Source organism: Kribbella sp. NPDC049227 (assembly GCF_043197265.1).
Taxonomy (GTDB): Bacteria; Actinomycetota; Actinomycetes; order Propionibacteriales; family Kribbellaceae; genus Kribbella.
The window spans coordinates 1,320,857-1,342,812 of the sequence record NZ_JBICST010000001.1; the positions used below are offsets into that span (position 1 = coordinate 1,320,857).

Annotated in this window: 27 protein-coding genes; 14 read left to right on the forward strand and 13 right to left on the reverse strand. The window is 67.8% G+C overall.

The window, feature by feature from the left end; all coding sequences use genetic code 11:
- Positions 1-72: 72 nt before the first annotated feature.
- Positions 73-1,386 carry a Gfo/Idh/MocA family protein gene (locus ACGFH6_RS06585; protein WP_393381066.1) on the forward strand — a complete coding sequence of 438 codons (1,314 nt, stop codon included), beginning with the start codon at positions 73-75 and terminating at the stop codon, positions 1,384-1,386.
- On the opposite strand, the gene ACGFH6_RS06590 is transcribed toward ACGFH6_RS06585, so the two are convergent.
- The 4 genes from ACGFH6_RS06590 to ACGFH6_RS06605 form a co-directional block, all read right to left on the reverse strand.
- Complete coding sequence (locus ACGFH6_RS06590) at positions 1,330-1,623, reverse strand: hypothetical protein (RefSeq protein ID WP_393381068.1); 294 nt, start codon at positions 1,621-1,623, stop codon at positions 1,330-1,332. The genes ACGFH6_RS06585 and ACGFH6_RS06590 overlap by 57 nt on opposite strands.
- Positions 1,624-1,655: 32 nt before the next feature.
- Complete coding sequence (locus ACGFH6_RS06595) at positions 1,656-2,072, reverse strand: VOC family protein (protein WP_393381070.1); 417 nt, start codon at positions 2,070-2,072, stop codon at positions 1,656-1,658.
- A 58-nt stretch (positions 2,073-2,130) separates the two neighbouring features.
- Positions 2,131-3,075, reverse strand: coding sequence for a hypothetical protein (locus tag ACGFH6_RS06600; RefSeq protein WP_393381072.1), 945 nt, complete (start codon positions 3,073-3,075; stop codon positions 2,131-2,133).
- Positions 3,076-3,161: 86 nt separating this feature from the next.
- Positions 3,162-4,163, reverse strand: coding sequence for a magnesium and cobalt transport protein CorA (locus ACGFH6_RS06605; protein WP_393381074.1), 1,002 nt, complete (start codon positions 4,161-4,163; stop codon positions 3,162-3,164).
- A 103-nt stretch (positions 4,164-4,266) separates the two neighbouring features.
- Between ACGFH6_RS06605 and ACGFH6_RS06610 the strand changes: the two genes are divergently transcribed.
- Positions 4,267-5,229, forward strand: a complete 963-nt coding sequence (locus tag ACGFH6_RS06610) for a 2-hydroxyacid dehydrogenase (RefSeq protein ID WP_393381076.1) — start codon at positions 4,267-4,269, stop codon at positions 5,227-5,229.
- Here the strand turns inward: ACGFH6_RS06610 and ACGFH6_RS06615 are convergent.
- Genes ACGFH6_RS06615 through ACGFH6_RS06625 form a run of 3 tightly spaced genes read right to left on the reverse strand, consistent with a single transcriptional unit; the run spans position 5,219 to position 7,073 of the window.
- Complete coding sequence (locus ACGFH6_RS06615; protein WP_393381078.1) at positions 5,219-5,728, reverse strand: DinB family protein; 510 nt, start codon at positions 5,726-5,728, stop codon at positions 5,219-5,221. The two genes, ACGFH6_RS06610 and ACGFH6_RS06615, sit on opposite strands and share 11 nt — an antisense overlap.
- A 36-nt stretch (positions 5,729-5,764) precedes the next feature.
- Positions 5,765-6,643: an alpha/beta fold hydrolase gene (locus ACGFH6_RS06620; RefSeq protein ID WP_393381079.1), complete on the reverse strand. Its 879-nt coding sequence runs from the start codon at positions 6,641-6,643 to the stop codon at positions 5,765-5,767.
- 19 nt (positions 6,644-6,662) lie between these two features.
- On the reverse strand, positions 6,663-7,073 hold the full coding sequence (locus tag ACGFH6_RS06625) for a VOC family protein (protein ID WP_393381081.1): 411 nt from the start codon (positions 7,071-7,073) through the stop codon (positions 6,663-6,665).
- 99 nt (positions 7,074-7,172) lie between these two features.
- On the opposite strand from ACGFH6_RS06625, the gene ACGFH6_RS06630 reads away from it, so the two are divergent.
- Entirely contained in the window at positions 7,173-7,547 is a 375-nt protein-coding gene (locus ACGFH6_RS06630; RefSeq protein WP_393381083.1) for a VOC family protein, read from the forward strand.
- Between the two features lie 48 nt (positions 7,548-7,595).
- On the opposite strand, the gene ACGFH6_RS06635 is transcribed toward ACGFH6_RS06630, so the two are convergent.
- The gene (locus ACGFH6_RS06635; protein WP_393381084.1) at positions 7,596-7,967 is read right to left on the reverse strand and encodes a nuclear transport factor 2 family protein; all 372 of its coding nucleotides are present in this window, start codon (positions 7,965-7,967) and stop codon (positions 7,596-7,598) included.
- Positions 7,968-8,013: 46 nt separating this feature from the next.
- Here ACGFH6_RS06635 and ACGFH6_RS06640 point away from each other — a divergent pair, with 46 nt between their 5' ends.
- From ACGFH6_RS06640 to ACGFH6_RS06650, 3 genes are all read left to right on the forward strand, one after another.
- Entirely contained in the window at positions 8,014-8,142 is a 129-nt protein-coding gene (locus ACGFH6_RS06640; RefSeq protein ID WP_393381086.1) for a hypothetical protein, read from the forward strand.
- A gap of 315 nt (positions 8,143-8,457) precedes the next feature.
- On the forward strand, positions 8,458-9,306 hold the full coding sequence (locus ACGFH6_RS06645) for a hypothetical protein (RefSeq protein ID WP_393381087.1): 849 nt from the start codon (positions 8,458-8,460) through the stop codon (positions 9,304-9,306).
- A 231-nt stretch (positions 9,307-9,537) separates the two neighbouring features.
- A complete protein-coding gene (locus ACGFH6_RS06650; protein ID WP_393381089.1) occupies positions 9,538-10,614 on the forward strand; it encodes a heparinase II/III family protein in 1,077 nt (358 codons plus the stop codon).
- A gap of 3 nt (positions 10,615-10,617) precedes the next feature.
- Here the strand turns inward: ACGFH6_RS06650 and ACGFH6_RS06655 are convergent, their stop codons facing one another.
- Positions 10,618-11,196: a DUF664 domain-containing protein gene (locus tag ACGFH6_RS06655; protein WP_393381090.1), complete on the reverse strand. Its 579-nt coding sequence runs from the start codon at positions 11,194-11,196 to the stop codon at positions 10,618-10,620.
- A 79-nt stretch (positions 11,197-11,275) separates the two neighbouring features.
- On the opposite strand from ACGFH6_RS06655, the gene ACGFH6_RS06660 reads away from it, so the two are divergent.
- Positions 11,276-11,764 (forward strand): NUDIX hydrolase, encoded by a 489-nt coding sequence (locus ACGFH6_RS06660; protein ID WP_393381092.1) that lies wholly within the window; start codon positions 11,276-11,278, stop codon positions 11,762-11,764.
- 10 nt (positions 11,765-11,774) lie between these two features.
- On the opposite strand, the gene ACGFH6_RS06665 is transcribed toward ACGFH6_RS06660, so the two are convergent.
- A complete protein-coding gene (locus tag ACGFH6_RS06665; protein WP_393381093.1) occupies positions 11,775-11,924 on the reverse strand; it encodes a hypothetical protein in 150 nt (49 codons plus the stop codon).
- A gap of 78 nt (positions 11,925-12,002) precedes the next feature.
- Between ACGFH6_RS06665 and ACGFH6_RS06670 the strand changes: the two genes are divergently transcribed.
- Together ACGFH6_RS06670 and ACGFH6_RS06675 are read left to right on the forward strand one after the other, a co-directional pair.
- Positions 12,003-12,437, forward strand: coding sequence for a YybH family protein (locus ACGFH6_RS06670; RefSeq protein ID WP_393381095.1), 435 nt, complete (start codon positions 12,003-12,005; stop codon positions 12,435-12,437).
- A gap of 11 nt (positions 12,438-12,448) precedes the next feature.
- A complete protein-coding gene (locus ACGFH6_RS06675) occupies positions 12,449-13,024 on the forward strand; it encodes a GNAT family N-acetyltransferase (RefSeq protein WP_393381097.1) in 576 nt (191 codons plus the stop codon).
- Here ACGFH6_RS06675 and ACGFH6_RS06680 read toward each other — a convergent pair.
- Positions 13,005-13,679, reverse strand: a complete 675-nt coding sequence (locus ACGFH6_RS06680; protein WP_393381099.1) for a TetR/AcrR family transcriptional regulator — start codon at positions 13,677-13,679, stop codon at positions 13,005-13,007. The two genes, ACGFH6_RS06675 and ACGFH6_RS06680, sit on opposite strands and share 20 nt — an antisense overlap.
- Before the next feature lie 185 nt (positions 13,680-13,864).
- Here ACGFH6_RS06680 and ACGFH6_RS06685 point away from each other — a divergent pair, with 185 nt between their 5' ends.
- The 5 genes from ACGFH6_RS06685 to ACGFH6_RS06705 all read left to right on the forward strand — a co-directional run bounded on the left by ACGFH6_RS06685 (position 13,865) and on the right by ACGFH6_RS06705 (position 20,119).
- Positions 13,865-14,518, forward strand: coding sequence for a hypothetical protein (locus ACGFH6_RS06685; RefSeq protein WP_393381101.1), 654 nt, complete (start codon positions 13,865-13,867; stop codon positions 14,516-14,518).
- Positions 14,515-15,285, forward strand: a complete 771-nt coding sequence (locus ACGFH6_RS06690) for a hypothetical protein (protein ID WP_393381103.1) — start codon at positions 14,515-14,517, stop codon at positions 15,283-15,285. Before ACGFH6_RS06685 ends, ACGFH6_RS06690 begins: the two co-directional genes overlap by 4 nt.
- A gap of 104 nt (positions 15,286-15,389) precedes the next feature.
- Entirely contained in the window at positions 15,390-16,583 is a 1,194-nt protein-coding gene (locus tag ACGFH6_RS06695; protein ID WP_393381104.1) for a serine hydrolase domain-containing protein, read from the forward strand.
- Between the two features lie 238 nt (positions 16,584-16,821).
- The gene (locus ACGFH6_RS06700; protein WP_393381106.1) at positions 16,822-17,574 is read left to right on the forward strand and encodes an ABC transporter ATP-binding protein; all 753 of its coding nucleotides are present in this window, start codon (positions 16,822-16,824) and stop codon (positions 17,572-17,574) included.
- Positions 17,575-17,578: 4 nt separating this feature from the next.
- Positions 17,579-20,119, forward strand: coding sequence for an ABC transporter permease (locus ACGFH6_RS06705; protein ID WP_393381108.1), 2,541 nt, complete (start codon positions 17,579-17,581; stop codon positions 20,117-20,119).
- Positions 20,120-20,128: 9 nt separating this feature from the next.
- On the opposite strand, the gene ACGFH6_RS06710 is transcribed toward ACGFH6_RS06705, so the two are convergent.
- Together ACGFH6_RS06710 and ACGFH6_RS06715 are read right to left on the reverse strand one after the other, a co-directional pair.
- Positions 20,129-20,800, reverse strand: coding sequence for an NAD(P)-dependent oxidoreductase (locus ACGFH6_RS06710; protein WP_393381109.1), 672 nt, complete (start codon positions 20,798-20,800; stop codon positions 20,129-20,131).
- Positions 20,801-20,878: 78 nt separating this feature from the next.
- The gene (locus ACGFH6_RS06715) at positions 20,879-21,601 is read right to left on the reverse strand and encodes a class I SAM-dependent methyltransferase (protein WP_393381111.1); all 723 of its coding nucleotides are present in this window, start codon (positions 21,599-21,601) and stop codon (positions 20,879-20,881) included.
- Positions 21,602-21,956 lie beyond the last annotated feature (355 nt).

Below are 21,956 nucleotides of genomic sequence, written 5' to 3' on the forward strand. Positions count from 1 at the left end.
ATAGTACGACGGTTGACCGGTTTGGAAAGCGGTTGCTAGCGTGCTGTTCTACACGAGTAGAAAGGGTCCGCCGTGCCCAGACGTTATGCAGTCGCCGGAACCGGGTCGCGAGCGCGGGCGTATGTCCGCGCGATCTTCCAGGAGCACCCCGAGGAGGCGCAGCTGGTCGCCCTGCTCGACCCGAACCAGGGCCGCCTCGCCTTCCACGAGCGGTACGTCAAGGAGCTCGGTGGTCCCGAGTTGCCGCAGTACGGCGCCGACGATCTCGAGCAGATGATCAAGGAGCAGTCGGTCGACCGGGTGGTCGTGACGAGCCCCGACCACACGCACGCAGCGGTCGTGTCCCGGATCCTGCGCGCCGGCGCCGACGTGATCGTCGAGAAGCCGCTGACCATCGACGCGGACGGCACCCGGCAGATCGTCGCCGCGATGAACGAGTCCGGCAAGTCCGTGGTCGTCACCTTCAACTACCGCTACTCGCCGCGCAACAGCGCGCTGCGGCAGGTGATCGCGGACGGCGAGATCGGCACCGTCACCAGCGTCGAGTTCCAGTGGGTGCTCGACACCCGGCACGGCGCGGACTACTTCCGCCGCTGGCACCGGGAGAAGAAGAACTCCGGCGGCCTGATGGTGCACAAGGCCTCGCACCACTTCGACCTGGTGAACTGGTGGATCGCGTCGAAGCCGACCAAGGTGTACGCGTCCGGCGGCCTGTTCTTCTACGGCTCGGACAACGCGGCAGCCCGTGGCCTCGGGCAACGACCTGCCCGGGGCACGATCGAGGGCTCGGCCAACGATCCGTGGTTGCTGGATCTGCGCACCGACGAGATCAACCGGCAGCTGTACCTGGAGAGCGAGCAGTACGACGGGTACCTGCGCGACCAGGACGTGTTCGGTCCGGGGATCACGATCGAGGACAACATGGCGGTGGTCGCGGAGTACGCGAGTGGCGCCCGGCTGAGCTACTCGCTGAACGCACACTCGCCATGGGAGGGCTATCGGGTGTCGGTCAACGGCACCGAGGGCCGCGCCGAGCTCGAGGTCATCGAGCGGGCGGCCGTGATCGATGATCAGATCGACCCGAGCTACCCGTCGGACCGGGTGATCCCGGGCGACGTGCGCTCCAACGGCGAACGGCTCGTCCTGCAGAAGCACTGGGCACCCGCGGTCGAGGTCGAGATCCCCCGCGGCGTCGGCGGCCACGGCGGTGGCGACCGCCTCCTCTACGACGACCTCTTCAAGGGCCCGGGCAACGACCCGCTCGGGCGTGCCGCCGACGTCCACGACGGCGTCCGGGCCGTTGCCGTCGGCATCGCCGCCAACCAGTCCCTAGCCACCGGCCAGCCGGTCGTCATCGCCGACCTGGAGCTCGGCGGCTGGGTCTAACCCGGTCTCGCGCAGGATCCGCTGGACGGTCGCGTCGAGTGAGCTGGTCTGATCGATCACCGTCTCCCGCGGCCACTCCAGCAGATCCTGCGGCCGGTACCACTCCGCCATGGCCTCGGCGGTGAATGCGCTCACCTTCTCCCGCGTCGCATGCCGCCGAACGGTCTCCTCGAACGGAATGTCCAGGTAGTAGAAGTACGCCGACCCCGGATAGTCACGGGCGAGATCGGCGAACAATCACGATCAGCCGGGGATCCACCCGTAGTTTTCTACCAGGTGGCGGGGAGGCCTGGGCGGTGGGTGCCGAAGGTCCATTCGTAGCCTTCGGGGTCGGCTACTCGGCAGCGGTAGTTGCCCCACTCGGTGGTGGCCGGGGTCCAGATGGACTCGGCGCCGGCGGCCACTGCGCCGGCGTGGACGGCGTTGACCTCGGCCTCGGTGTCGAAGGCGATGTAGGCGCCGTGGCCGACGGTGTCACCCTTGCGGGCGGGCTTGTCGTAGCCCTCCTCGTCGGTGAAGAGCGTGAAGGCCACACCGCCGTACCGCATCTCGGCGTGCATGATCCCGCCCTTGTCGTCCGGGACCTCCATCGTGGTCTCGAAACCGAAGGCCTTCTCCAGCCAGCGCAGGGCGCCGACCGCGTCGCGGTAGCCGAAGTACGCGTGGAATGTCGCTGAGGTAGTCATGTACCCAGCATCGATCGAGTAGCGGACAGCTTCCGTCCGCTACTCGATCAACCTTCGGCTACTTCCGGAACTGACCCGGGCCGAGGACCTGCCAGCCCTTGGTGGCCGGCGTCTTGATCAGGTCGAGCGGCATGGCGAACGTGTGCACCACCTTGTTCGGCCGGCTGATCGCCCAGAAGGCCGGGTGCCGCGGGTTCGAGCGGTCCCAAGCGATGCCTTGACCCTGGACGTCGGGCAGGTCGACGGTGGCGATCCAGCGCAGCTCGGCGCCCGCCGTCGGCAACTCCATCACGTACGCCTCACCGAGGTCGTGACCGGTCAGCCAGAGCCGGCCGTCGGGACCCCACGAGCCACCGGAGTTCGACATCGGCTTGAACCGGTCCAGGATCGGCTTCGGGATCGTGTACGACGCGAGCGGCTCGAACTTGTCGTCCAGCTTCACGATCTGGGTGTTGTAGGTCTGGCCGTACGGCTCGTTCGTGTCGTCCGAAATCTCGTCGTAGTTGGCGAAACCGGCCCACCACGCGCCGTCGTGCCGGTCCAGCCAGGTGAGTGAACCGCGGTAGATGCCGAACGAGTACGAGTCGATGTGCTTCATCGTCTTGGTGTCGAACACCTCGATCGAGCTCTCCATCGGCCACTCGGGGTAGTTCGAGTGGACGGCGTACAGCTTCGAACCGACGACCACACCGCTGTCCATGTGCTTGAACGGACCGTCGGTGTCGCCGGCGAACTGCAGCAGCGGCTCGCCGGTCCGGCGGTCGTGCTTGGTGATCGTCCGATTGTTGACCGCGTAGAAGTACTTCGCGTCGACCGCGATCGCCTGGTTCGCGTCGAAGGCGGCGTACGACGTGAGCGGGGTCGCCGGGTACGACGGCGGTTCGGCCGTCGCAGCGGCCTGCGCGGCGGGAGCCGGGGCCGCGGGGCGGGCGGCCGAGACGGACGGGATCGCCACAGCGGCCAGGACGGCCGTCGCGGCGATGAGGGCGGGGAGCTTTCGCATCACAAACCTCCGAGGGGATGATTCCTGCTCCCCGACCCTCGGTGCCGCACGGGAACGACCGCGGACGGCCGCATGAACCTGCCGCGTCAGGTAGGTTGCCGGGCCGCTCGTTGCCGGCGGAACCAGACGAACAGGGCGAGGCAGGGAATCAGGAGGCCGCCGACCCCGAGGACGAGGAAGTCCCACTCGGCGCCGATGTGGTCGACCAGCCAGCCGAAGTTCTGGCCGAAGAACCCGGTGACGAAGGTCAGCGGCAGGAACACCGTGGCCAGGATGGTGAGCTGCTCGATCGTCGCGTTCTGCCGGACGCTGACCTTGGTCTGCTCGACCGAGATCACCGCCATGTTCGCCTCCAGCACCGTCGCGAGCAGGTCCCGCTGGGCGGCGACCTCCTCGTTCACCAGCACCAGGTGGTCGTGCACGTCGCGGAAGTACGGCAGCAGTTCGGTGTTGCGCGCGCCGCGCTCGAGGGTCGCGAGTACGGCGAGCAACGGGTGGACCGCACGGTAGAAGTCGGTGACCTCGCGACGGAGGAAGTAGATCCGCTCGGTCGGTGCGACCGATCCCGCGAACACGGTCCGCTCGACCTGCTCGATGTCGCGTTCCAGCTCAGCCACCACCGGGCCATAGCCGTCGACGACCTGGTCGAGGATGGCCCACAGGACGGAGTTCGTGCCGACCTCCAGCAACTCTGGCCGTTGCTCGAGGCGGATCCGGGCGTCGTGCAGGTCGCTGGCGACCCCCTGGCGGACCGTGATCACGAACGACGGGCCGACGAACACACTCACCTCGCCGAAGTCCACCTCCTCCCGCTGGTCGTCGTACCGGGCGGTGCGCAGGATGACGAGGCGGATGTCGCCCTCGTACGGCTCGACCTTGGGCCTGAGGTGGAAGGTCTGCGCGTCCTCGACGGCCAGTTCGTGCAGGCCGAAGCTCTCCCGGACCTGGACGAGTTCCTCGGGGGTGGGCTCGAACATGCCCAGCCAGACGAATCCGCCCTGCTTGCAGTGGGCGGCGGCATCCTCGACCGACATCGCCTCGACGTGCTGGCGGTGACCGTCCCGGTAGTAAGCGCAGTCGATGATCATGGTGACCTCCTCCCCCGATCGTCGTCCGTTCCGGTGGCGGGAAATAGGGTTGGGCAGGAAAGCGGCGGTGAACATCGGTGCAGGACGCGCGAGGAGGACTCTGATGGGACTACCAGTGGTGCTGATGCCGGGACCGATGCACAGGGCGGTCGCGGCCGGTCTGGACGGTCACTGTGAGCTGATCCGGCTCTGGGAGGAGAGCGACCCGGACGCGGTCCTCGCGGCCCGCCGCGACGAGATCGTTGCCGTCGCCACCGGTGGCTCACTGATCGACGGCGCGTTCCTGGACCGGCTGCCCGCCGTACGCCTCGTGGCGAGCTTCGGCGTCGGGTACGACCGGATCGACGCGGCCGCCGCGGCCGAGCGCGGCGTGGTCGTGACGAACACGCCTGGCGTCCTGGACGACGAGGTCGCCGACACCGCGCTCGGTCTGCTGCTGATGACGGTCCGCGAACTGCCCCAGGCCGAGCGCTACCTGCGGGCCGGCAAGTGGGAAGCCGACGGCGCGTATCCGTTGACCAAGGCAACGATGCACGGCCGCCGGGTCGGCATCCTCGGTCTCGGCCGGATCGGGCAGGCGATCGCGGACCGGGTCGCTCCGTTCGGCATCTCCGTTGCCTACCACAACCGCCGCCGCAAGGACGTCGGCTACCGCTACTACCCGTCGCTGCTGGACATGGCGCGCGACGTCGACACGCTGGTGATCGTCATCCCCGGCGGCGACTCGACCCGTCACCTGGTGAACGCCGAGGTCCTGGCGGCGTTGGGGCCGGACGGCATCGTCATCAACGTGGCCCGCGGCTCAGTCGTCGACGAGCAGGCCCTGGTCGACGCGCTTCGCGACGGCACCATCCTCGCGGCCGGCCTCGACGTCTTCGAACACGAGCCGGAGGTCCACCCCGACCTGCTGACCCTGCCGAACGCGGTCCTCCTCCCCCACGTCGGCTCGGCCACCCTCCCCACCCGCGACGCCATGGCCGGCCTTGTCGTCGAAAACCTGACCAACTGGTTCGCCTACAACGCCCCCCTCACCCCGGTCCCGGAGTCCATTCCGCTCACGACGTAGGCAGGTCCCAGATTCGTTCGGTTTCCCAGGCGTATTCCCAGGCTTGGATGTCCGGGGGCTCGATGCCGAAGCCGGTGAGGATCGCGCAGACCTGTTCGCGGTGGTGGTTGGCGTGGTTGATCGCCTGCGCGAGGAAGATGCCGACACGGGTACCGCGGGTGTTGTTGTCGACGATGATGATGCGCTCGACGTCGATCGGCTTGGCGAGGACGTCCTCCCAGAGGGCGCCGGCCTCGTCGTTCCAGCGTTCGAGCGTGTCGAAGTCCGGCGTCTCGTCGCTGTCGACGAAATCGAGGGGGCTGTCGGCGACCCGGCGTACGTAGCCGCCGTCACAGCGGACGATGTGATCCAGCGTCGCCACGATCCCGCCGTACGTCCCGACGCCGGTGACCTCGAGTTGCTCGGCGGTCAGGCCCTGCGCCCGGCAGAACTGGATCAGGCTCTTGGTCGCCCAGTTGTTGTGGCGGATCGGGTCATACAGCAGATCGTTGAGTCCCATGCTTCAGGCTAGACCGCGGGCATCGCGTTCCTGTACTCAATTTCCGCCGGTCAGTGTGGTGAGGACGTCGTCCCAGTGGTCGTGCAGTACGGCGAGATGCGTGGTCTGCTCGCGGATGAGCAGGGTCGCGTGCGGGAGGTGCGCGGCGAGCCAGTGGCCGTTGCGGACGGAGGCGTTCGCGTCGAGTTCGCCGTACCAGAGGAAGGTGGGGCAGGTGATCGCCTCGGGGCGGAAATCCCAACGTCTGAAGGAGATCGCGGCATCGCGGAGGTAGCCGTCCGGGTTCGCGAGTGCTTCGCGGACCGCGGCCGCGGAGGCCGTCGTTCCTTGCCTGGTGGCGATCTCGGCGTCGTACGACGGTAGTTGCGCGACGAAGCGGCGTACCAGGGCTTCGTCGTCGGGATCGGTCGGGTTGAGCCGGGCGACGTACTGCTGGAAGTCGGCGCGCATGTACTCGGCCGCCTCGTCGGGAGTCATGCTCGCGAGCCGGGCGAAGAAGGCCTGCTCGTCCGGGCCGAGGTCGTCGCGGTGGTACGGCGGATCGAGCTCGGGGACCTCAGCCGGCGCGGCGATTACTCCGACCGCGGTCACGCGGTCCGGGTGCCGCACAGCGCAGGCCAAGGCATACGGGCCGCCGATCGACATTCCCAGTACGGCGAATCGGTCGATCGCGAGCGCGTCCGCGACCGCCACGACATCGTCGGCCACCGACAGGTGCGTCGACGCGTGCGAATCCGACCGCCCGTAGCCCGGACGGTTCACCGCCACCAGGCGCACGCCGGCACGCAGCGCGGCGTGCTCGCCCGGATACGCGGCATGCCGGGTATCCGGGCAGCCTGGCAGGAAGAGCACCGGCGTGCCGCCGGGAGAGCCGCCGGCCCAGATCTGGACCCAGCGGCCGTCCCCCAGCCGCACTCCTGCGTCCGCCCGCGGATCAGCTGCCGGCGACGTTCACCATCCAGCTGACGCCGAACTTGTCGGTGACCATGCCGAACTCGTCGCCCCACATCTGCTTCTCCAGCGGGACCGTCACCTTGCCGCCCTCGGACAGCTTCGCGTAGTAGCCACGCAGCTCGTCGCCGTCGTCACCGCTCAGGCTGATCGCCATGTTCTCGCCCGGGTTGTACGGCATCCCCTGCGGGGTGTCGGCCGCCATCAGGGTGAACCCGCTCGGCGTCTCCAGCTGGCTGTGCATGAGTTTGTTGTCGTCGTCCGGTCCGTGGCCCGCGCCGAACTCGGCGAACGTGTTCGACTGCACCTCGCCCCCGAACACGCTCTGGTAGAACTCCATCGCCTCCCGTGCGCTGCTCTCGAACTGGATATACGGATTGAGTCGAGACGCCATTGGAAATCTCCCCTTCCCCCTGCGAATACCGCTCTTTGCCCGCACAGTAGACCCCGCCGCCGACAGTCCGCGAGGCCGGATGGCGGTTAGGGTCAGCGCATGATCCTGCGACACATCACGATCGACTGTGCGAACCCGTACGAGCTCGCGCAGTTCTGGTGCACCGTCACCGGCTGGCCGCTGGGCGAGGGCGACGAGCCGGGCGACGACGAGGTCCTGGTCGACGCGCCTGCGCCGGTCCCGGACCTGCTGTTCATCGCCGTTCCCGAGGCCAAGTCGGTGAAGAACCGCGTGCACATCGACTGGGTGCCGACCGAGCGGACCCGTGACGAGGAGGTCGAGCGCCTGCTCAGCCTCGGCGCCAGCATCCACGAGGACCACCGCCTGCCCGACGGCCGCGGCTGGGTCACCATGCTCGACCCCGAGCGCAACGAATTCTGCATCGAACGCAGCGAGGCCGAACGCGCGTCCTGACCTCAGCCGTCCCGTCGGGTACACCTCGGTCCGGGGTGTACCGCTGGATCACGTGATCGCTGTGGCCTGCGACCAGCGGAGCTGCCAGCCGTCCGGCGTACGGCGATAGCAGTCGAGATGCCAGGCCTCGAGGTCGCCGGGTTCGCGGCCGCCGACGGAGATCTCGATCGCGGAGCGATACCGCAGTACGGCGACATCACCGTCGAGCATCACGTCGATCTCGGTGATCGGCTCGAAGCGGCGGTAGTCGATCTCGCCGGACTCGATCCCGCCCAGGTACTCCGCTTTGGTCCACGAGAGCCCGCTCGGCGTCACGATGACGAAGTCGTCGGCGTGCACGGCGGCGGCCTCGGCGACCCTGCGGTCCACCAGCCACGTCAACCGGTCCCGCTCGATCCGTCGCAACCTGTCGGCTTCCACCCTCGAGAACCTACCGTTCGCCCGGTTCGTCCGTCATGCTCGACCCATGAAGTGGTTCAGGCGAAAGAAGAAGGACCCGAAAGACCGCGACGCCCCGCCGCGCCAGCGTCCTCCCGCCGAGGTCAAGGACCTCCGCGCCCGCCTGACCAGCGAGGGCTTCACCCTCAAGCACTGAGGCACACCCGACTCCCAGGCAGCCGCCGAGTCGTGGATCTCCGCAGCGAAACCCCGCAACGCCCGACCCAAATCCACGACTCGACAACCGAGAACGGATCACGCGGGGGTGTGGCGGCAACTTTTTGGGGCGGCGGGACATCTTTTGGGTGTCGGGGGTGCGTTGTGGGCGGGACCGCGGAGAGGGTGCTTGGCCGGCTTGTCTAGTCTCTGTTCGGGTACGGCGCCCGCGGATCCTGCAACGTTGTGCCGGGTTCACGACATTGAAGGATGTAGAGGGGTCAGTGCGCCGAGAGTTCTGGGGGAGTGAGGGCTGTTGAGTCAGCGACGCCGGCTGCGTGAGCATGTCATCGACCCGATCATCGCCATCACGGTGACGCTTGCGGTCCTGACCCTTATCGGCGGCCTGCTGGTTCTGCTGGAGCCCCCGCGTCCGAGCACCGCGATCAGCAACGTCATCGCGCCCGACCCCTCCGCCGGTACTCCGTCCGAGCCGTCGATCGGCGGGGAGCCGGCCGCTCCCGCGCCGGCCCAGGACGACTACGGGTCGGGGAAGCTGGGCTCGTGGCAGAACCTGGCCCGACGGATCGCCTCCGAGGACCAGATCCGCGACGCGCTGATGTTCAACGGGATCTTCATGTTCGGCGACAGCATCTCGGTCCAGGACGGTGCGGCCCTCGAGCGCATGGTGACGGCACAGACCGGCGACCCGATCGCCAGCCACGACTGGTCGGGTGAGCCGGCCTCCGCCGCGGTCGACGCGCTGGCGGAGTGGTCACACCACTACGGCCTGCCCGGCCGGATCGTGATGGCGGTCGGTACCAACGACATCTTCGACCCGCCCGCCTTCGCGGCGCAGGTCGAGCGCACGATGGAGATCGTCGGCCCGGTGCGGACCGTGTACTGGGTGAACGTGCACGCCGGCCGCTTCAAGAAGTCGGCCACCGTCCGGGCCGCCGACGAGCGGAACAGCGCCTGGATCAACCAGCAACTGGACCAGGCCGCTGCGCGCCACCCGAATCTGAAGATCGTGCGGTGGGCCGAGTACCTCGCCACACAGCCGAGCGGGCCCGCGACGTACCTGCGCGACGGTGTGCACACCACCGAGCCGGTCGGCCAGGACGCCCGCAACTCGCTGATCCTGCGGGCGATCAAGGGCCGCTGAATCCTGCCCTTCCGGGCATTCCGGGAACCGAAGTAGGGGATCCGGACAACCTTTTGTGTGGGCCGAACCATCAAACACACAGGCGATGCATTCACCTTGGGGGACAGATGACGGCGAAGCTCGGGTAGGAACCCGCACACCCTCTACCACGCGACGTTTCCGGGATCTTCCGGCGTTGACCGGGCAGGGGCGCGAACACCCACACGCACGGCCGCGGCCCCGCCGCCGGCCGTGGCGACACCATCACTGAACCAGGTCGACGTACTGCAGCAGTGTGGCGTCGACCCGGGTACGACGATCAAGGCGCGCCGGCTCGAACTCGCGAAGTGGCTCGCGCTCAGCACCAACTCACTCGGCCGCCTGCACCAGATCGGCGACACCGAGGTGGTCAAGACCTACCCGTTCCCCGGAACCGGAGCCCTGGAGTACGCCGGCAGTCTCGGGACCCGCGGGATCCGGCCGACCCAGCGGATCGGGATCTTCGACGCCGGGTACATCTTCGGCCGCACCGGGTGGGGCGAGACCAGGCCGTTCACGCAGGAGTCGACGTACAGCATCCGGTTCGGGCCGGCGCGGGCGGTGCACGGGCACGACGACCATACGTCGATCACGTACACGTCGCGCGGCCGCGACATCCTCGTAGACGGTGGGCACGCCGGCTACAAGAACGACGACTGGCGGGTCTGGGCGAAGAGCGAGTTCGCCGAAACCGGAATGACGGTGCTGGGGACTGACTCGGCGCGACCCGCGACAAACCTGGAGCGCTCGTCGATCGGGAAGACCTCGGAGTTCTACGCACTGAGCGACTCGCTGGGCAACGGCATCGCCCGGCAGCGGAGCGTGCTGGTACTTAAGGACCCGGACCTGATGGTCGTGCTCGACCGCGGTACGTCGTCGTCCAATGAGGACTACCAGACGTTGTGGCGTCTGCCGTCGGACCAGAAGGTGTCAGTGCACGGCACGCAGGCCGTCGCACTGGCGCCGGGCGACCGGACCAAGACCACGCTGCTGCAGATCCCGTTCCAGCAGGACGCGACGCCGATCCAGGTCGCGACCGGCGAGACCGATCCGATCCAGGGCTGGCACTTCCTGACCATCGACAAGCGCAAGCCGGCGCCGGTGGTCAAGTTCACGCGGTCCGGGCGGAGCGCGTCGATCCTGTCGGTCATCGTGCCGACGCGCTCCAACGCACCGGTCAGCTACACCACGTCGTGGCAGGGATCGCGGATGCTGATCAACCTCACAGTCGACCACGGCACGACCACGGTCGCGGTCACTCCGGATGGGATCCTGCAGCGGATCAAGTGAGCATCAGGCAGGTTGCGAGGCCTTGGCGCCGACGGGGCGCCAGCCCTCGGGCGGGTCCTCGCCGACCCGCCCGTCGATGGATTCGCGGATGAGGTCGGCGTGGCCGGTGTGACGCCCGTACTCCTCGACCAGGTCGCAGACCAGGCGGCGAAGGCTGGGGTGCCGCCCGTCCGGCCAGGTGATGTGCGCAGGCTGGTCGAGCCCACCATCGGCGATCGCCGCCTGCAGCATCGCCCGGGACCGCTCGACCGCGCCGTCCCACCACGCGTACAGCTCCTCAGGCGTGTCGTCGACGGCGGAGTTCAACTCCCAGTCGTTGTCGTCACTCCACCCGTTCACGGTCCACGGCTCCCCCATCGGCTCGCCCCGGAACTTCACCTTGAACATGTAGTCCTCGTTCGCGGCCAGGTGCTTCAGCAACCCACCGATCGTCAGCGTGGACGCACCGATCCGAGCCTGCATCCCGGCCGCGTCCAACTCGTCCGCCTTGAACCGGAACGTCGTACGCAACCGCTCGAGCGCCCCGACCAAGTGCTCAACCTCAGTGCCCGCCAACGGCGGTTCCCACGGAATCAAGGTCATGCCGTCACCGTAAGCCCGATTCCGGACACTCCCCTTCCGGAACTTTGGAGTTCTCCAGAAGACCAGTCAAGGTAGTCCGGTGCGAAGGTACTGCGGCGTGATCGCGAGGTACGACGGGCAGGTGGCGTTGGTGCGGGAGCAGTACGACGCGTGGGACGCGGAGTACTGGAATCTGCCGAGTGGCGCCGTGGAGGAGGGCGAGACGCCGGCTGGTGGTGCGGTGCGCGAACTGCGGGAGGAGACCGGGCTCCGGGTGGACGAGGATGCACTCCAGCTGGTGTGGCGGACGATCTCGACGATTGACGGCGAGGCGGAGACACAGTCGTGGAACTACGTGGTCTCGGTGGGCGATCCGTCGTTCTGCATCGACGATCCCGACGGGTACATCACCGACGTGCGGTGGTTCCCCGTCGAGGCCGCCGTACGGCTGCTCCGGCAGGTCCCGTATCCTCCGCTCGCCGTACCGTCCAGCCACTTCCTGCAGACCGGCGAACGGCTGGTCTGGAACTTCACTCCTGCCGACGACGGCCAGTGGGGCTGGTCCCATTTCGCCATCGTTCAAGCCTGAGCAGCCCGCCCTACCCGCTCATGCCGGTCCCGCGCGTCGAGGTACGTGATCCGCCCTCCACGTCGCCGTACCGGCTCCACCGTCCGAGCAGATCCAGCTCATGCACGACCTCGTACCCCGTGCGCAGTCGCGCGTCCGCCCTCTCCCTGAGATCAGTCATGCGAACCACCCTCACACTCCGGGGGTTCGTCTCGTCGTAGTACCGACGACGAATCTGGACGAGAGGAACGCACTAGTCATGAGTAACGCCGAGCATGAGGTTGGCGCTCTGCTGGAGAGCCGTGAGCAGGCTTGCCGGGACAAGGACATCGAGCAACTGATGTCGCTCTACTCCCCCGACATCATCTACTTCGATGTCGTCCCGCCGCTGCATTTCTCCGGATCCGACGCGGTACGGAAGAACTTCCTTCGCTGGTTCGACGAGTACGACGGACCGATCGGCCTGGAGACGCACCAGCTCAAGATCGCGGCCAGCGAGAACGTGGCGATCGCCCACATGTTCCACCTGGACACCGGTGCGATGCAGGCCGACGGATCACCGAGCCGCAGCCTCTGGCTCCGCTCCACCGTCTGCCTCGAACGCACAGACACCCAGTGGCTGATCACCCACGAACACATCTCTCTCCCGGTCGCCCTCGACACCATGCAGGCCGTCCTGGACGCCACTCCCTGACAATCACAGGTATGACGAAGTGGACCGTGCGGGACTATGCGCCCGCCGACGAGACGCCGTGGCTGCGCTGCCGCGTTCTGGCTTTCCTCGACACGACGTACTACGACGACGTCGCGACAGCCAAGCCGCAGCGTGAGGCCGGCCTCCAACTGGTGGCGGTCGCCGGTGACGAGCTCATCGGGCTGGTGGACGCGAGCGTGACCGGTCAGGAGGCGACCATCGAGACGATCGCGGTGCACCCTGACCACCGCCGGATGGGCGTGGCGCAAGGACTTCTCGACGAGATCTGCGGCCGGCTGCAAGCCCGTGGAGCAACCCAGGTCGACGCCTGGACGCGCGACGACGAGGGCACCCTGGCCTGGTACCGGTCGCAGGGCTTCGAGCAACGGATGCGGTATCTCCACGTCTACGCATCCGATCCGGACGAGGCCGGCCGAGCCTTCGGTCCGCGCACGGACCTGATGCCGCGATCGGGCTTCTTCCATGCCTGGACCGACCACGAGGACGCCCTGCGGAAGGAGTTCGGCCGCGTCTACTCCTGCCGGCAGTTCGTGAGACCCCTCGGGGTCACGTCTGAAGACCGTTGAGGATGCGCGTCAGGCCCCAGAGGAACTGCTCGGTGGTGAAGTCTTTCGAGATGGTGCCGGCCGTTTCGGTGGTGCGGGGATAGACCTCGGCGGAGATGGTGTCGAGTACGGCGCGCCGGGTGGAGACGCGGTCGCGTTCGGTCGGAGGGATGCGGCGCTGGTCGAGCTCGGCGACCTCGAGAGCGATGGCGCCGAAGATGTAGACGAGGATCACGTACGACGCGCGGGCGGCGTCATCCGGAGACGAGCCACCGTCGGCGAGGACCTCACTGAGGGACTCGCGCAAGGTCAGAGCGTTCGGGCCGTCCATGGGTCCGCCGAGGAGAAGCTGAACGGCGCCGCGGTGTGCGACGAGGTGCGTTCGGAGCTCGAGCGCGAGCGCCTCGACGCGCTGCCGCCAGGGCTGGTCCCGGTCGACGAACCGGTCGTGGTTGACGTCGCCCAGGAACCGCTCGACCAGAGCCCGTAGCACCGCGGCCTTGCTGGGGTAGTACGTGTACACGGCGTTGGGTGCGATGCCCACCTGAGCAGCGATACCCCGGATCGAGACCCCGGCCGCGCCCGCAGCGTCCAACTGCCACAGGGCGGCGTCGAGGATCGCCTGCTCCGTGACCGCGCGCGGCCGGCCCGTCCGCCGGCCCGTCGGTGTCGTCATCGACGAGAACCTCCGCTGTTGACATCTTTCTGTACGCCGTCCATATTATGTACAGAGTACAAAAAGACCCGGTCACCGGGTCTCACCTTTGGCAGTCGGGGAACGGGGCGGACCACCGGAGGTCCATTCGTTCTGGGGACCTGGTGGGGGAACGCCGGTCCCACTCGCCGAGGGGGCAGTCCAGCATGACGAAACTGGGCGCATCGCAGACGCAACAATCAAGCGGCGGTCGCACCGCATCCCGCGCACCGCTCACCCGCCTGGCCGGGCCGCTCGCGTTGGCCGCCGGGGTGTTGATGGTCGTGGTCGAGGTGGTGATCTTCCCGATCGTCGATCGCGACGACCACGTCGGTACGTCGACCAACTCGGTCTACCGGGTCAGCGGCGTCGTGTACTTCCTGGCCTTCTGTCTGCTGGTGCTCGCCGCGGTCGCGGCGTACACCTGGCAGGCACACAAGGCCGGCCGCTTCGGCGTCGTCGGGCTGTTCGGAGCGTTGGTGGGCACGATGTTCCTCGGCGGCGACCTGTGGTTCGAGACGTTCTACGTCACCTACGTGGCCGACATCGCACCTGAGGTTCTCGACGCCGATCCGGCCGGCATGATCGTGATCGGCGCCGTGTCGAGCTACCTGCTGTTCGCGATCGGCTGGGCGCTGTTCGGCCTCGCGAGTTTCCGGGCCGGCGTCTTCCCGCGCGCCATCTGCGTCGCCATCGTGATCGGCGGACTGGTCGGCTTCCAGTCGTTGCTGCCGCCGTTCGGGATCGTGCTCGGGCTGGCCATGATCTGGCTCGGCATCTGGATGATCAGAACGCCCGGCGCGAGCGAGGTCGTCTCATGACCACGACCCCGTCCACGCCTGTCCCGAGTCCTGCACCGGTACGCCGTTCCTGGAGCGCCTGGCGCACGGTATGGGTGATCCTCGGCAGCCTGCTCATCCTGCTCGGCGGCGGCCTGCTGGTCGGCGGCGGCATCGGACTGTGGGCGCACAGTCAACGCGATGCGGAGGGCTATCACACCGCGGGCCCCGAACGCATCACCACCGACACCTACGCGTTGACCGCGCCGTCACTCGATGTCAGTCTCACCGGCCCCGACGAGCTCTACGCCGACGACCTGCTCGGCGACGTACGGATCAGGATCGAGTCGAGCAACGCGGAGACACCGCTGTTCATCGGCATCGGCCCGGCCGGCGAGGTTGCCAAGTATCTCGACGGCGTCGGCCGGTCGGAGGTCTCGGACATCGACGTCGACCCGTTCAAGGTCAGCTACGTTCCGCACCAAGGCGGCGCACCCGCGGCCGATCCCAGCACGCAGACCTTCTGGGTCGCCTCCGACAGCGGGACCGGCCCGCGCACGCTCGGCTGGGACGTTGCTGACGGCAACTGGTCGGTCGTCGTGATGAACGCCGACGGGTCACCGGGTGTCGACGCCGACGTCAGCGTCGGTGGCACCCTGCCGATCGTCCTGCCCATCGCCATCGCCACGCTCGTCGTGGGCGGCGTACTGCTGATGCTCGGAATCGTGCTCATCGCGGTGACCGTCGCAACCCGACGTACCGTCCGCACGCCGGTGCAGCCCGCACCGGGCCAGGTCCCGGCGCCCTAGCCGGGATCACCGCCAGCCGGCGCGCTGTACCGCCGGCTGGCCCTCGACCGTGGCCTGGCGACGGGATCGCGGGCACGCGGACATCCAACGTAAGGAGTCCCTTCATGTCGTCCTCAGCGGACAAGTCTGTCCGGTCGCGCCGTGGCCGGTGGGTAGCGGTCATCGCACTCGCCACCGCCGCGAGCCTGGCCACAGCACCGGTCGTCTCGGCGTCGTCCTCGGCACCGGCACGGTCCTCGACCAGTCAGCCCCGCGGAGTTCAGGCCGCGCTCGATCAGGTCGTCGCGGCCGGCGCGCCGGGCGCGGTCGCGTACGTGCGAGTCGGTGATCGCACGTATCGCTACTCCAGCGGGTACGGCAACCTCGCGCCGCTGACGCCGATCCGGGTCGCCGACCGATCGCGGATCGGTGGCGTGACCAAGACCTTCACCGCCACCGTGGTCCTCCAACTGGTCGGCGATCGGGTGCTCAAGCTCAACGACTCCGTCGAGAAGTGGCTCCCAGGTGTCTTCCCCAACGGGGCGGGCATCACCATCCGCCAACTGCTCAACCACACCAGCGGAATCTACGACTACGCACAGGACGAACGGGTCTTTGCGCCGTACTTCGAAGGTGGCGACCTGACCCTGATCTTCGATCCCCGCGAGGGCGTCCGGATCGCGGCCGAACACGGTCCGCTCTACGCACCGGGAACGGGCTGGAACTACTCGAACACCAACACTCTCCTGCTCGCGATGATCGTCGAGGCGGCCACCGGCAACTCGTTCGGCACCGAACTGCGCCGTCGCATCTTCAAGCCACTCGGCCTCGACCACACCAGCTACCCGACCACGTCGGCGATCCCCGGCTCCTATGTCCACGGCTACTGGATCATCGGCGGACCGGATCCGGTCGACTTCACGTCGCTCAGCCCCACGCTGCTCGGCGCCGCCGGAGCAATCCTGTCCAACCCTGAGGACGTCACCCGCTTCTATCGCGCGCTGCTGCGCGGCCACTTGCTCAAACCCGCCCAGCTGCGGGCCATGCAGACCATCGACGCGGTTGCCACCGATCCGCCAGGGTCCATCGACTCGGGCATCCCTGGTGGCGGCTGGGGTCTCGGCCTACTCCGAGAGACGTTCCCGTGCGGTGACGCCTGGGGCCACGACTCGGAGATCCCCGGCTACATGACCGCGGCCTGGAGCAGCGAGGACGGCAGCCGCCAGGTCGTCGTGGTCGTCAACATGGACAACCTCCCGCACGACCACCCCATCACCCAAGCCATGCGCACCGTCCTCCTCAGGGCGTACTGCGGCTGACCGAACCGAGGCGAACGACATGCAAGATCCCACCAACACCTCGGCCGCCTCGTTGCCGGCGGCATCGAGGAAGGTACGACGTTCAGCGGCGTGCTGCCGCGACTGTTGCGCAAGTCATTGACGAAGACGCTGGACCGCACGCTCGGCAACGTTCTGGACCACCTCGAGGTCGAGGCCGAGCTGCGACACAGTCACAGCCGCGCCTGACCTGCAGGCGCATCCGTACTCAGGGGGAAATATGGCCATCACGACCAGCACCACCGTTCGGGCGACAGCCGCTCGGGCCGAAGGTATCAGCAAGTTCTACGGCACCGGCGACGCAGCCGTCGCCGCGCTCAAGGACGTCACCGTCGAGCTCGAAGCCGGCCGATTCACCGCCATCATGGGGCCGTCGGGGTCCGGCAAGTCGACCCTGCTGCACATGCTCGCCGGCCTCGACCGGCCGTCGTCGGGCGAGGTGTACGTCGGCGACACACTGATCACCGCCCTCAACGACAAGGCGCTCACGCTGTTGCGGCGCGACCAGATCGGCTTCGTCTTCCAGTCGTTCAACCTGCTGCCGACGATGACCGCGGCCGAGAACATCGTGCTCCCGATCCGCATCGCCGGCCGCAAGCCCGACACGGCCTGGGTGCAGTCGATCGTCGACAAGCTCGGACTCGCCGATCGGCTCGACCACCGCCCCACCGAGCTGTCCGGTGGCCAGCAGCAACGAGTGGCCGCCGCGCGGGCCCTCGCGTCCCGGCCGCAGATCATCTTCGCCGACGAACCGACCGGCGCCCTCGACTCGACTTCTGGCACCGAACTTCTCGGCTTCCTGCGGACCGCGGTCAAGGAACTCGGCCAGACCGTCGTGATGGTGACCCACGATCCGACCGCCGCGAGTTACGCGGATCGGGTGCTCTTCCTTGCCGACGGCCACGTTGTCGACGAGATGGAGGAGCCGACCGCTGACGCCGTACTCGATTTCATGAAGCATCTGGGCGGCTGACGCCATGTTCACCGCAACCTTGCGCGGCATGCTCGCGCACAAACTGCGCCTGGTGCTGACCGTGGCATCGATCGCGCTCGGAGTCTCGTTCCTGGCCGGCACGCTGGTCCTGACCGACACCATGCGCCTGGCGTTCGACCAGTTGTTCGGCAAGGTCTCCGCCGGCACCGATGCGGTCGTCCGCGCCGAGGCGGCGTACACCCAGTCCGAAGGCACCGGCACCAGCCGCGGACCCATCCCGGCTTCGGTCCTTCAGCAGGTCCGCGGCGTCGACGGCGTACGGGCGGCGGAGGGTTCCGTCAGCGGATACGCCCTGCTCACCGACAACTCCGGTCGTGCCGTCCTGACCAGCGGCGGGGCCCCGACCATGGGCTACAGCATGCCGGCCGACACCACCTTGCGTGGCGACGTCAAGATCCTCACCGGCACCGCACCATCGGCACCACACCAGGTCGCGATCGACGCGACCAGCGCCGAGGAGCATCACATCGCGCTCGGCTCGACGATCAAGGTGCTGTTCCAGGGGCCGACACAGGAGTTCAACGTGGTCGGCACCGTCGGCTTCGGCGGCGAGAAGAACCTCGGCGGTACGACGTCGGCGTACTTCGACCCGACGACAGCCCAGCAGGTCCTCGGTTCTCCCGCCGTCTTCGACACCATCAACATCAGCGCGGCCGACGGCGTGAGCCAGGCCGAGCTCGTCCAGCGGATCGACGCGACCCTGCCAAACGGCACGGAGGCAGTCACCGGAGCGACCGTGGTGAAGGAGTCCGCGGACGCGATCGACGAGGACCTCCGGATCGTCCGCATCCTCTTCATGGTGTTCGCCGGCATCGCGTTGTTCGTCGGCTCGTTCATCATCTGGAACACCTTCACGATGACCGTGACGCAACGCTCTCGCGAGATCGCCCTGCTGCGTGCGATCGGTGCGACCCGTCGCCAGGTGGCGCGGAGCCTGATCATCGAGGCGCTGCTGCTCGGCGTACTGGCCTCGGCCCTCGGCATCGGCCTCGGGCTCGTGGTCGCCAAGGGCCTCAACCTGCTGTTGGACAGCGTGGGGTTCACTCTGCCCAGCACGTCATTGCAGGTCGAGCCACGCACCATCTGGCTGTCGCTGCTGGTCGGCACGGTCGTCACCGTCGTGGCGGCACTCGTCCCGGCGATGCGGGCCACGAAGGTGCTGCCTGTCGAGGCGCTGCGCGATGCGGTGCCCGGCGGCGGCAACCCCTCGAAGAGGCGCATCGTGATCGGAGCCGTCCTGACCGCGCTCGGCCTGGCCGGGCTGTTCACGTCCCTGTACGGCGGCCTGACGATGAAGGCGTTCGGCCCGAGTCTCCTGGCGATTCTCGTCGGCATCATCACGCTGCTGCCGGTCGCTGCGCGGCCGCTCGCTTCGCTGATCGGCATACCGCTGCGACTCCGCGGACTGTCCGGCGAACTGGCCAGGCAGAACGCGATGCGCAACCCGCGTCGTACCGCCTCGACCGCAGCCGCACTGATGATCGGCCTGACGCTGGTCGTGAGCATGGGCGTGTTCGCGTCCTCGCTGAAGTCGTCCTTCAGCGACATCATCGGCGACTCGACCAACGCGGAACTGTTCGTCACGCCTGCGAGCGCCCAGGCACCCGGCTTCAGCCCCGAGGTCATCGCGGCGGTCGCCGGCGTGAACGGCGTACGGCAGGTGTCGCCCAGTGGATTCGGCGAGGCACGCTTCGACGGTGCGGACTCCACGTACTCCGCGATCGACCCCGCGGCGGCGGACGGCCTCAATCTGCGGCTGTCGGCCGGCGCGCTGTCCGGCCTTGGCGCCGATGGCGTGATCGTGGCCCAGTCGGCCGCGACCTCGCACGGCTGGAAGCTCGGCGACGCCATCACGTCGGAGTTCGCCGACACCGGGAAGCACGTGCTGCATGTCGTCGGTGTCTACGACAGCAAGGGCTGGATCGGCGACGACTACGTCATCAGCATCGCCGCTCAGACGGCTGCCGCCGGCGAGCAACTGACCACGTCCGGCCTGATCACACTGACGGACGGCGCCGACAGGGGCGACGTTCAGAACGCCATCACCGGTGCGCTGGCCGACCACCCGGACGCGAAGGTGCTCGACCGGAAGGGCTTCGAGAAGGAAGCGAGCGGCTTCATCGACCAACTGCTCGCCTTCGTCACAGTGATGCTGGCACTGGCGGTGCTGATCGCGCTGCTGGGCATCGTCAACACCCTGGTGCTGTCGGTGTTCGAGCGAACCCGCGAACTCGGGCTGCTCCGCGCAGTAGGCATGACGCGCGGCCAGGTCCGGTCGATGGTTCGCTGGGAGTCGGTCGTGATCTCCCTGATCGGCGCGCTGGCCGGCGCCGGCCTCGGGATCGGACTCGGTCTGGCGCTCTCCCAGGCCCTCGCGGACGAGGGCATCGAGGCCATCTCGATCCCCGTCTTCCAGGTGACGCTGTACGTCGTCCTGGCCGCGGTGGCCGGCGTACTCGCCGCTCTGGGACCGGCCCACTCCGCAGCCAAGGTCGACGTACTCCAGGCGGTGGTCGCCGACTGACCTCCGCAGCTAGTGGCTGCCCGCGTGGGCGAGGGCCGAGGGGGTCTGCCGGCCGACGATGGCCGGCGCCTCGTGGATGAGTTCGTCTCGCTCGAGCGCATCGACCATGAACAGTGCGAAGTCCACGCGGCGCGTCAGGTTGCTCTCCAGCACAGGGTCGCCGACGTGCCGGCTCCAGACGGGCAGTCCCTGGCTGTCGCCCTCCTCGAGGTCGCTGCCGCGGACAACGGTCCATCGGGTGTCGCTGGCGAACACTCGCCGGCACGCCTCGACCTGATCGTCGAGGTCAGCGAAGCGGAACAGGCGCGCGACCGGACCGAACACCTTCACGACCACCTTGAGCTTCAGCGGGTACTTGTCCTGGCCGTCGAGCGTGATGTGCCATCCGCAGGAGAACACGAGGCGGGCGTCCGGTTGCGCATGATCGAGCACTGCCTGGACCGTCCCGGCGGCGTACCCGTGGACACCTCGCGGGACCAGCACAACCAGGACCCCGTCGCAGCCGGCGACCGCGCGCTCGATGACCGCGGCGTCGTCCGTCCGCCCCGGAAAGACGGTCATCCGCCCGCTGAACGCCGCGAGCTTCTCCACACTCTCCGGTCGGCAGACACCGACGACCTCATAACCACGATCCAGCGCATGCTGAACCATGTACCGCCCGAGCTTCCCCGAAGCCCCCACGATGCAGACCCTCATCCCGAGCCCCTCCCCCTGGCGACAACGTCCCCGCCTTGAGCCTGAGGCCCCGACCCACCCCCGTCAACTCTTCCAGGTGCAGACGACGTCCCCCTCTTGCTGCGATACGACGCGAAGCCCTGCACGCTCGAGTTCGTCTCGCAGTGCTGTGGCTGACAGGTGGCGCCGGTGCGGGACGTACCAATCTCCGTCGATCTCGACCGCATCATGTGCCGCTTCGCTGGACGCCTGGTAGCAGATGCCAGTGACCTCGTCGTACCGGAAGCCGCCTTCGTAGCTGCGCTCCGGCTCATACATGGCTGTCGAAACGAGGTAGTAACCCTGGTCCTTCAGCCGGGCGCGCACGGCGGCGAAGACATGAGCTCTGTCAGCATCAGTAACGATCGACTGAAGACAGTAGCTGTCAACGATGAGGTCGTACCGCTTGCTGACCGGCTCATCGACCAAGGCGCAGATGTCCTGTACGCCGAAGCTGACCTCCACACCCCGCTCCTGCGCAAACCGCCGAGCCAGCGCAATCGCCTCAGGAATCAGGTCGACCGCGTCCACCCGAAAGCCCCGCGCCGCCAAGAAGCACGCCGCCGGCCCAGTCCCACAGCCGTACTCCAACACCTCGGCCTCACGCGCCGAGGGCAACTCGAGCCGGGCGAGCACACCTTCCAGGAACCCCCGATTCGGAAACGCGTCGAATGTCTCTGTCTCCCCAAACAGATCACTCCACTGCGACATCCCCTCCTGCTGAAGCCGCTGATAGGCCGCCTCATGCTCGCCGTAGTAGTACCTCACGCAGCCCTCCCCAGTCGTCGACGCGTTCGGTCCACCCGTTGGCTATCGGGCGGTGTGCTCGATGCGGTACTGGTCGGCGAGTTCGTCGAAGCGGCCCGGCGTACCATCCGTCAGCGTGACTTCTCGCGGCTCCACTGCACGCGCGCGACCGTCTCCTGCATCGCCAACGCCTCGTCCACGCCGGCGAACCCCGCGATTCTCACCTCGAACGTCTCCACGCCAGCAAGCTATCCCGACTCGGACAGCCACCACATCAGGGTTTCAGCCCAGCCATCCCCTGAACTCACCTCAGACCCAGGTCGTACACGGGTCGATTGGTCCTGGCCGTGTTGGCTCGTGAGAGGCTCTGAGCCTG

Bases quoted from the DNA above. Each gene is read 5' to 3' on its own strand.
- ACGFH6_RS06600 (WP_393381072.1), bottom strand. From the start codon at position 3,075: ATGCGAAAGCTCCCCGCCCTCATCGCCGCGACGGCCGTCCTGGCCGCT.
- ACGFH6_RS06665 (WP_393381093.1), bottom strand. From the start codon at position 11,924: ATGACTGATCTCAGGGAGAGGGCGGACGCGCGACTGCGCACGGGGTAC.
- ACGFH6_RS06685 (WP_393381101.1), top strand. From the start codon at position 13,865: ATGACGAAACTGGGCGCATCGCAGACGCAACAATCAAGCGGCGGTCGC.
- ACGFH6_RS06680 (WP_393381099.1), bottom strand. From the start codon at position 13,679: ATGACGACACCGACGGGCCGGCGGACGGGCCGGCCGCGCGCGGTCACG.
- ACGFH6_RS06625 (WP_393381081.1), bottom strand. From the start codon at position 7,073: ATGGCGTCTCGACTCAATCCGTATATCCAGTTCGAGAGCAGCGCACGG.
- ACGFH6_RS06670 (WP_393381095.1), top strand. From the start codon at position 12,003: ATGAGTAACGCCGAGCATGAGGTTGGCGCTCTGCTGGAGAGCCGTGAG.
- ACGFH6_RS06595 (WP_393381070.1), bottom strand. From the start codon at position 2,072: ATGACTACCTCAGCGACATTCCACGCGTACTTCGGCTACCGCGACGCG.
- ACGFH6_RS06690 (WP_393381103.1), top strand. From the start codon at position 14,515: ATGACCACGACCCCGTCCACGCCTGTCCCGAGTCCTGCACCGGTACGC.
- ACGFH6_RS06695 (WP_393381104.1), top strand. From the start codon at position 15,390: ATGTCGTCCTCAGCGGACAAGTCTGTCCGGTCGCGCCGTGGCCGGTGG.
- ACGFH6_RS06675 (WP_393381097.1), top strand. From the start codon at position 12,449: ATGACGAAGTGGACCGTGCGGGACTATGCGCCCGCCGACGAGACGCCG.
- ACGFH6_RS06605 (WP_393381074.1), bottom strand. From the start codon at position 4,163: ATGATCATCGACTGCGCTTACTACCGGGACGGTCACCGCCAGCACGTC.
- ACGFH6_RS06655 (WP_393381090.1), bottom strand. From the start codon at position 11,196: ATGACCTTGATTCCGTGGGAACCGCCGTTGGCGGGCACTGAGGTTGAG.
- ACGFH6_RS06640 (WP_393381086.1), top strand. From the start codon at position 8,014: ATGAAGTGGTTCAGGCGAAAGAAGAAGGACCCGAAAGACCGCGACGCC.
- ACGFH6_RS06705 (WP_393381108.1), top strand. From the start codon at position 17,579: ATGTTCACCGCAACCTTGCGCGGCATGCTCGCGCACAAACTGCGCCTG.
- ACGFH6_RS06615 (WP_393381078.1), bottom strand. From the start codon at position 5,728: ATGGGACTCAACGATCTGCTGTATGACCCGATCCGCCACAACAACTGG.
- ACGFH6_RS06630 (WP_393381083.1), top strand. From the start codon at position 7,173: ATGATCCTGCGACACATCACGATCGACTGTGCGAACCCGTACGAGCTC.
- ACGFH6_RS06700 (WP_393381106.1), top strand. From the start codon at position 16,822: ATGGCCATCACGACCAGCACCACCGTTCGGGCGACAGCCGCTCGGGCC.
- ACGFH6_RS06610 (WP_393381076.1), top strand. From the start codon at position 4,267: ATGGGACTACCAGTGGTGCTGATGCCGGGACCGATGCACAGGGCGGTC.